We start from the raw sequence: 7,572 nt of genomic DNA on the forward strand, positions 1-7,572 counted from the left end.
TGGTCACGCGCCTTTCGAGGTGAGGTGGACGGGGGCCGTGGGCAGTGCCCCGGTGCGGTCGAGGAGTTCGACGGCGGCGCGGTCGTACCGGAGGACGTAGTCGGCGCGGGCGGGTTCCCGGCGGGCGGTGTCGCGGGCGAGCACCACGGCCTGCACGAGTCGGCAGGACGCGAGGGGCAGGACGAGCGCCTGTTCCGCCGCCGACAGGTCGAGGGCGGTGGCGATGCGGTCCGTGTACCGGGTGACGAGCGGGTGCGCGAAGTCGCCGAGCGCGATGGCGAGGTAGCAGGCGGTGACCGCGACGTCGAGCACCCGGGGTGCCTCGACGGCGTCGCCGAAGTCGATGACGCCGCTCACCCTGCCGTCGGCGACGAGGACGTTCGACAGGTTCGCGTCGGCGTGCAGCACCTGCCGGGGCATGGTGGCGAGCGCGGGGCCGAGGTCGGTGCGGTAGGTCGCGACCGCGGCGTGCATGGCGGCGCGGTGCCGGTCGTCCGCGACGGTGTCCACGAGTCGTTCGTGCCGCTCGACCGTCTCGATCGACCAGTCGTTCTCGGTGGGCACGTGGGCCGCGGCGGCGTCGGTGTCGCGCAGGGCCGTGACGAGCGCGGCCTGCACGTCGGCGAGGTCGTCGACGAGTGACGGCCAGAGGTCGACGTCCTCGAGCGGGACACCGTCGAGTGCGGTCATCACGAACAGGTCGCCGGCGTCGGTCGGGGTGACGGCGGTGCCGTCGGCGTCGTGCAGCACGCGGGGGACGGGCAGCGTGGGGTCGTTCGCGGCGACGTCCTCGAGCAGTGCCGCCTGCATCCGGGAGGTCGACGACAGCTTCAGCACGACGGGGCCGCTCGCCGCCGCGACGAGCACGGTGCGGTCGGTCTCGGAGCCGGTGTCGCGCAGGCCGCTGACGCCGGTGACGCCGCGGGCGGTCAGGTGCGGGAGGAGGTCAGACACGGGCGTGCGCCTCGGTCGCTCGCGCGGCGGAGGCGGCGACAGCTGCCCCGTCCACACCGCAGAGGTCCAGGATCATCAGCGCCATCGCCTCGATGCACGTGCGGTACTCGGCGAGGTCGAGGTACTCGTCCGGCTGGTGCGCCACGCTGAGCTGGCCCGGTCCGAACGTGATCGTCGGGACGCCCGCCTTGATCGGCAGGCCCATGTCGGTGTGGCACGTGACGCCCTGCACGACCGGGGCGATGCCGAGAGCGTCGAGGGCGGTCTGCGGCGCGACGACGAGCGGGTGCGTGTCGTCGGTCTCGCCGCAGTCGGCGTCGACGAGCCAGTTCACGACCGGCGGGTGCTCGGCGAGCCAGGCGTCGTCGCCGGCGAACTCGCGGACCATCTCCTCGATCTGGGCGCGGACCAGCCCGCCGCCACCGTGCTCGTCGAGTTCGGCCGGCAGGTACTGCACGTCGAAGCGGATCGTGAACGAGCCCGCCCACGACGACGGGTAGGTGCCGGCGTCGATCTCGGCGACGTTGAGCTGGCAGGGCAGCGGCACGTGGCGGTGGTTCTTCTCCGGCAGCTCCCGCCACCGGGCGTTCAGCGCGTCGACGGCGTCGAGGAGCCGGCGGCCGTACGCGATCGCGTCCACCGCGCCGCCGTCCCGCCAGTCGGGCTGCTCGATCTCGATGTGCCCGCTCTTGCCTGGGATCGTGATCTCGCCCCAGACGATGCCGCGGCACAGCGGCGCGACCTGCAGGCTCGTCGGTTCCGGGATGACGATGCCGAGCTCCGGGCGGTACCCGCGGTGCACCAGGGCGAGGGTGCCCATGCCGCCGGTCTCCTCCTCCGTGACGGAGGCGAAGGCGACGTCGCCGGCGAGCTGCACGCCGCTCGACCGCACGGCGCGGATCGCCGCGAGGGCCGCAGCCATGCCGCCCTTCATGTCGCAGGCGCCGCGGCCGGTGACCCGACCGTCGCGCACCGAGCTCGTGAACGGGCCGTCGGTCCAGCCGGGGCCGCCGGGCACGACGTCGCAGTGGCCGAGGAACATCAGCGCGGGGGAGTCCGACCCGTCCGCGGCGGAGCGGAACCGTCCGACGAGGTTCGGGCGACCGGTGAAGTCGCGGTCGGCGAAGTACCCGGGCCCGTCGGCGTGCACGGCGAGTTCTGCGGCCGAGGGCTCCCACTGGTCGATGCCGGCGCCGAGTCCCTCGAGGTGGCCGCGGAGGAAGGCCTGGACGGCGCCTTCGCCGCTCACTGCTGCCTCGTCGCCGAACCACGGTCCGACGCTCGGGATGTCGATGAGGTCACGGACGAGTTGCACGGCGTCGTCGAACTGGGCGCCGACGAGGTCGAGCACCTCGCGTTGTTCGGGGGTGTGGGTCACCGTGTCTCCTGTCGCTGCGTCGAACGTTCACGAATCATGTTCGAGAAGTGACAAACAGCGCCAGCAGAATGATCGTGACGTTACTTTTCTTCACGATCGCGAAACACCAAGGAAACCGACCAAGGCGCGGTTTTGCAGCCGTCAGACGCGGTGGAGAGCCCCGAGCAACGCGTCGAGCGCCCGGTCGAGTTCCGGCAGGGTGAGCCCGCCGTACCCGAGCACGACGCCGTCCGGGGCGCTGCCCGGAACCACCTCGTACTCCGCGAGTGCACTGACGAGGACCCCGGCCCGTGCCGTCCTGGCCACGACGGCACGCGCGGTCGCCGGACCCGACCACGTCACCACCGCGTGCAGTCCACCGTTCAGGGCACGTGCCTCCAGGCCGGGGACCCCGTCGAGACGCGACGCGATCAGCTCACGTCGGTGCGTGTAGTCCCGCCGGACCCGGCCGAGGTGTCGGCGCAGCGCGCCGGTCCGGAGCAGGTGCGCGAGCGCGACCTGCACGGTCTCGGCGACGACCGGGCCGCGCGCCACCCGCGCGGCCGCGACGGCGTCCGGCACGGCGCCGGGCGGCAGGACCACGTAGCTGCAGCGCAGCCGCGGGTCGAGCGTCTTCGAGAACCCGCCGACGTGCAGCACGACGCCGGCGGTGTCGAGCGCCGCCAGGGCGGGGACGGGGGAGCCGCGGTGCCGGAACTCCGAGTCGTAGTCGTCCTCGACGACGATCGTCGCCGTGTCGGCGGCCCAGGAGAGCAGCCGCTGCCGCCGGGCGACCGGCATGACGGAGCCGAGCGGGTACTGGTGCGTGGGGGTGACGACGACGGCGTCCACCGGCGGGAGTGCGCGCAGGGCGTCGACGTCGAGCCCACCGTCGTCCACGGGGACCCCGACGAGCTCGGCCCCGGCGCTCGTCGAGGCACGGCGTCCGGACCGGTAGCCGGGGTCCTCGACGGCGATCCGTGGGGTGCGGCCGAGGTGGTTCCGCAGCGCCTCGACCACGAGCGACAGCGCCTCGGAGGTCCCGCCCGTGACGAGCACGCGGGAGACGTCGGGCGCGAAGCCGCGGCTCAGGCCGAGCTGCGCGACGATCTGCGCGCGGAGCTCGAGCAGGCCGGCGGGGTCGGACAGCGCGTTCCGGAGGGGGGCATCGGCGGCGGCACGCCAGGCCGCGCGCCAGTCCCGGGTGGCGATCGCGGTCACGGCCGGGATCCCGGGCCGGGCGTCGAGCACGGGGGCTGCCGAGGCGGTGTCGCGAGCCGGGGAGGGTGTCGCGCGAGGTGCGGATGCCCCGAGGGTCGCGGTCCGCGGGACCCCCGGAGCCACCCTCGCCGCAGCTCCCTGCCGCGTCCGGATCCACCCCTCGCCGTCGAGTTGCTCGTACGCCGCGACCACCGTGCCGCGCGCCACCCCGAGCTCCGCCGCGAGCACCCGGGTCGACGGCAGCGCGTCCCCGGCACGGAGCGTGCCGTCCTGCACCATCGCGCGCACCCGCGCCACGACACCCGCCGTCTTGCCCGCACCCGACTGGTCCACCGGAGTACCGCCCATCTGGTCCACCAACTGGACCACTCGCGAACCTAGCGTGGCACGCATGCGCACCACGAGCCTCCCGTCCGACGCCCCCGCCAGCCCCTCGCTCACCGTCCGCCGCCTGCGCGACCGCCAGTCCCACGACCCCGCCGACCTGCGAGCGGTCCTCGACGAGGCGATCGTCGCCCACGTCGGCTTCGTCCGCGGCGGCCACCCGCTCGTCCTCCCGTTCCTCTGCGGCGTCGGCGACCTGGGCGACGGTCCCGTGCTGCTGCTGCACGGCTCCACCGGCGGCGGCCTCTTCCTCGACGCCGGCGCGGCGGGCGTCCCCGTCGCCGCGACGGTCACCCACGTCGACGGGCTCGTCTTCGCCCGGTCGACCTTCGACAGCTCGGCGAACTACCGCAGCGCGATGATCGTCGGGAACGCCACGGTCGTACCCGACGACCTCCGCGCCGAGGCGCTCTGGCAGGTCGCCGACCACCTCATGCCCGGCCGTCGCGACGAGGTGCGCGAGATGACCGCCAAGGAGGTCCGCGCCACCCAGGTCCTGCAGCTCCCGCTCGACCGCGCGAGCGTGAAGATCCGCGCGGCCGGTGTCGGCGAGGCCGTCGACGACGGCGAGGACCACGCGGTCTGGGCTGGCGTGCTGCCGCTCGCCGTCCGCGCCGGGACGCCGCTGGCGGGGGACATCTCGGGGGACAGCCCGGTCGACGGGGCGGTGCGTGCGTCGGCGGCTCGCCTCGACGCGCTGGCGGCCGGCCGGGAGGCACGGATCGCCGCCGTCATGCGGCCCACGCCCGCCTGACGGCTGGCCTGGCGAGCCGCGCGGGGTGGCCGACCGGCGCTTGCTGGTGGATCTGAGCAGGCTGCGAGGAAGGGGTGAGGCTGTGACGACCCGCAGGAACGCGCCGGGACTGCCCAGCCGGGTTCAGGTTCGTGACCAATACGTTATCCAACCGAGTCGCCTCGTCTCCTGCTCGGGTCGGCTCGTGAAGACCCGGAAGGAACCATGGGACGCCACGCACTCCCCGCAGCACCCGACGCCGCCGTCAGCCCTGCCGTTGCTGATCGCCCGTCCGTCGTCGACACCGGTGCACCGCGTCGTCCCCGTGGTCGCCGCTCCGCGTTCGGCCCGGCCGTCGCCCGCTCGACGTTCGTGGAGCACACCAAGCCGGCCCGCTCCGTGTCGCTGTCGCAGCACCGCCCGCTCGCGTCGACCGCCGGGGCCGGGACCGCCGTGCTGAGCCGTTCCGCCGCGCTCCGCGCCGAGCGTGCGGTGGACCCGCGACACATCCGCCGGGCCGCGAACGCCAAGCGCGCCGCGATCCTCCTCGCACCGGCACTCGCCGTGACCTCGAGCCTGACGTTGTCCGTGCCGGCGAACGCGGCCACCCCGTCGACCGACGCACACCACGGCACCACGACCTCGCAGCAGGCGCAGGAGTACACCGTCGCCCGCGACGTCCAGGTCCCGGTCGTGTCGACCGACGGCATGACGACCACCACGACGGTGGTGTCCTACCCGACGATCGTGACGAAGTTCGGCGTCAGCACACAGCAGGCCGAGGACGCCATCTCGAAGGTGCTCTCCGCCGGTGGTGACCGCGCGACGATCGTGTCGACGGCGCTGCAGTACATGGGCGACCCGTACGTCGAGGGCGGTGCGAGCCACCAGGGCATCGACTGCTCGGGCCTGACGATGGTGGCGTACGCGGCCGTCGGCATCCCGCTGGTGCACTACGTCCCGACGCAGGACGCCGCCGCGACGACGATCCCGGAGTCCGAGGCGAAGGCCGGTGACCTCGTCGTGTACGACAACGAGGACCACGTGGGCATCTTCCTCGGCGACGGCCTCGTGCTGCAGGCCCCGCACCCCGGCGACCCGGTGGACATCGTCCCGATGTACTCGGCCGCCCACCACTTCGCACGGGTCCTGCCGGCCGGCAGCTGAGCCGGCTCGTGGCCCGGCGTTCCCTCCCGTAAGCTGGAGTGATGGCCCCCGACACCCGCACCCCCTTCGAAGAGCAGCGCTCTGCTCGTCCGCAGGTGCGTCCGCGCACCGAGGGCTGGACCCAGGCGACCGACACCGCCGGCCGACCGCTCCTGCAGTTCGCGTCCCCGAAGAAGGGGAAGCCGCCGGTGCACCTCGCCGACATGACCGTGTCGGAACGCGAGGAAGCCGTCGTGGCGCTCGGGCTCCCGAAGTTCCGTGCGAAGCAGCTGTCGACGCACTACTTCACGCACTACTCGTCCGATCCGGACACGATGACGGACCTGCCGGCCGCCCAGCGCGAGGAACTCGTCGCGGGCATGCTCCCGCCGCTCCTCACCGAGACCCGTCGGCTCGCGACGGACAAGGGCGACACGATCAAGTTCCTCTGGAAGCTGCACGACGGCGCCCTGGTCGAGTCGGTGCTCATGCGCTACCCGGGCCGGATCACCCTCTGCGTTTCGTCGCAGGCGGGCTGTGGCATGAACTGCCCGTTCTGCGCCACGGGGCAGGCCGGGCTCACCCGGAACATGTCCACGGCCGAGATCATCGAGCAGATCGTCCGGGCCAACGCCGCCATCGCCGCGGGGGAGCTCGGCGGTGACCCGCGCAAGGGCGGGAAGGACCGCGTCGACGCCGAGCGGGTCACGAACATCGTCTTCATGGGCATGGGGGAGCCGCTCGCGAACTACAAGCGGGTGATGGACGCCGTCCGGACCATGGTGGCGCCGCAGCCGCACGGACTCGGCATGAGCGCCCGCGGCATCACGGTGTCCACGGTCGGCCTGGTGCCGGCGATCAAGAAGCTCGCCGACGAGAACATCCCGATCACGTTCGCCCTGTCCCTGCACGCGCCGGACGACGAGCTCCGTGACGAGCTCATCCCGGTGAACTCTCGGTGGAAGGCCGACGAGGCGATCGACGCCGCGTACGAGTACTACGCGAAGACCGGTCGCCGTGTCTCGATCGAGTACGCGCTCATCAAGGACATGAACGACCACGCGTGGCGAGCGGACCTGCTCGCCGAGAAGCTCAACAAGCGTGGCAAGGGGTGGGTGCACGTCAACCCGATCCCGCTCAACCCGACGCCCGGCTCGGTGTGGACCTCGTCCGAGGTGCACGTGCAGGACGAGTTCGTCCGCCGACTCAACGCCGCGGGCATCCCGACGACCCTGCGCGACACCCGCGGCAAGGAGATCGACGGGGCGTGCGGCCAGTTGGCCGCGGCCGAGTAGGTCGGTTCGGTCCGCGTTCGGATCGTTGGTTCGTCCGGGAGGCACGGTGCGGGTTCGCACCGTGCCTTCCGTCGTTCCCGGGGTCACGCCGGCGCGGGCGTAGGGTGCGAGGTCCCGCGCACGGTGGGACCCCTACCGGGTCGCACACTCGTCGGGACCTCGCACGATCCGCGTGTTTCCGGGCCTCGGGCAGCCGACACGCCCGGGATGTGGCCCGGGTTGGTGCTGCTGTTCACCTCTGCGTAGAGTAATCACTCGTTGCCGCTGAGGCGGAGAACGGAACGGCCGAGACGGTCACCTGGTCACAGACCCGGAGATCTTGTCCGCCACGGTTCTTCCCCGGGCAACGAAAACCAAAAGCCTCTCCGGCGACGCTCGCTTCTGCGAGTCGAGTGGGGAGTGCGTCTGGTCCTTGAGAACTCAACAGCGTGCACATTGTCAATGCCAATTTATTGACCCCGTGACTCATCAGCTTGTCTGGT

Annotated in this window: 6 protein-coding genes; 3 read left to right on the forward strand and 3 right to left on the reverse strand. The window is 72.5% G+C overall.

Translation table 11 applies throughout. The annotated features are described in order from the left end of the window. Positions 1-3: 3 nt before the first annotated feature. From ABIC61_RS13935 to pdxR, 3 genes are all read right to left on the reverse strand, one after another. Positions 4-954 (reverse strand): phosphotransferase, encoded by a 951-nt coding sequence (locus ABIC61_RS13935; protein ID WP_354030382.1) that lies wholly within the window; start codon positions 952-954, stop codon positions 4-6. Next, on the reverse strand, positions 947-2,332 hold the full coding sequence (locus ABIC61_RS13940; RefSeq protein WP_354030383.1) for an ArgE/DapE family deacylase: 1,386 nt from the start codon (positions 2,330-2,332) through the stop codon (positions 947-949). The genes ABIC61_RS13935 and ABIC61_RS13940 overlap by 8 nt, the downstream gene beginning before the upstream one ends. 141 nt (positions 2,333-2,473) lie before the next feature. Beyond that, complete coding sequence (gene pdxR / locus ABIC61_RS13945) at positions 2,474-3,901, reverse strand: MocR-like pyridoxine biosynthesis transcription factor PdxR (RefSeq protein ID WP_354030384.1); 1,428 nt, start codon at positions 3,899-3,901, stop codon at positions 2,474-2,476. 22 nt (positions 3,902-3,923) lie between these two features. Here pdxR and ABIC61_RS13950 point away from each other — a divergent pair, with 22 nt between their 5' ends. The 3 genes from ABIC61_RS13950 (at position 3,924) to rlmN (ending at position 7,090) form a co-directional block, all read left to right on the forward strand. After that, positions 3,924-4,670: a pyridoxamine 5'-phosphate oxidase family protein gene (locus tag ABIC61_RS13950; protein WP_354030385.1), complete on the forward strand. Its 747-nt coding sequence runs from the start codon at positions 3,924-3,926 to the stop codon at positions 4,668-4,670. A gap of 204 nt (positions 4,671-4,874) precedes the next feature. Beyond that, positions 4,875-5,816, forward strand: coding sequence for a C40 family peptidase (locus tag ABIC61_RS13955; RefSeq protein ID WP_144754356.1), 942 nt, complete (start codon positions 4,875-4,877; stop codon positions 5,814-5,816). 41 nt (positions 5,817-5,857) lie between these two features. Next, positions 5,858-7,090 carry a dual-specificity RNA methyltransferase RlmN gene (gene rlmN, locus ABIC61_RS13960; protein ID WP_144754353.1) on the forward strand — a complete coding sequence of 411 codons (1,233 nt, stop codon included), beginning with the start codon at positions 5,858-5,860 and terminating at the stop codon, positions 7,088-7,090. Positions 7,091-7,572 lie beyond the last annotated feature (482 nt).

Origin of the sequence: Curtobacterium sp. 1544, assembly GCF_040544915.1 — a bacterium.
GTDB classification, from domain to species: Bacteria; Actinomycetota; Actinomycetes; order Actinomycetales; family Microbacteriaceae; genus Curtobacterium; species Curtobacterium pusillum_C.

Coding starts and splice junctions, on each gene's coding strand:
- ABIC61_RS13950 (WP_354030385.1), top strand. CDS start 3,924: ATGCGCACCACGAGCCTCCCGTCCGACGCCCCCGCCAGCCCCTCGCTC.
- ABIC61_RS13955 (WP_144754356.1), top strand. CDS start 4,875: ATGGGACGCCACGCACTCCCCGCAGCACCCGACGCCGCCGTCAGCCCT.
- rlmN (WP_144754353.1), top strand. CDS start 5,858: ATGGCCCCCGACACCCGCACCCCCTTCGAAGAGCAGCGCTCTGCTCGT.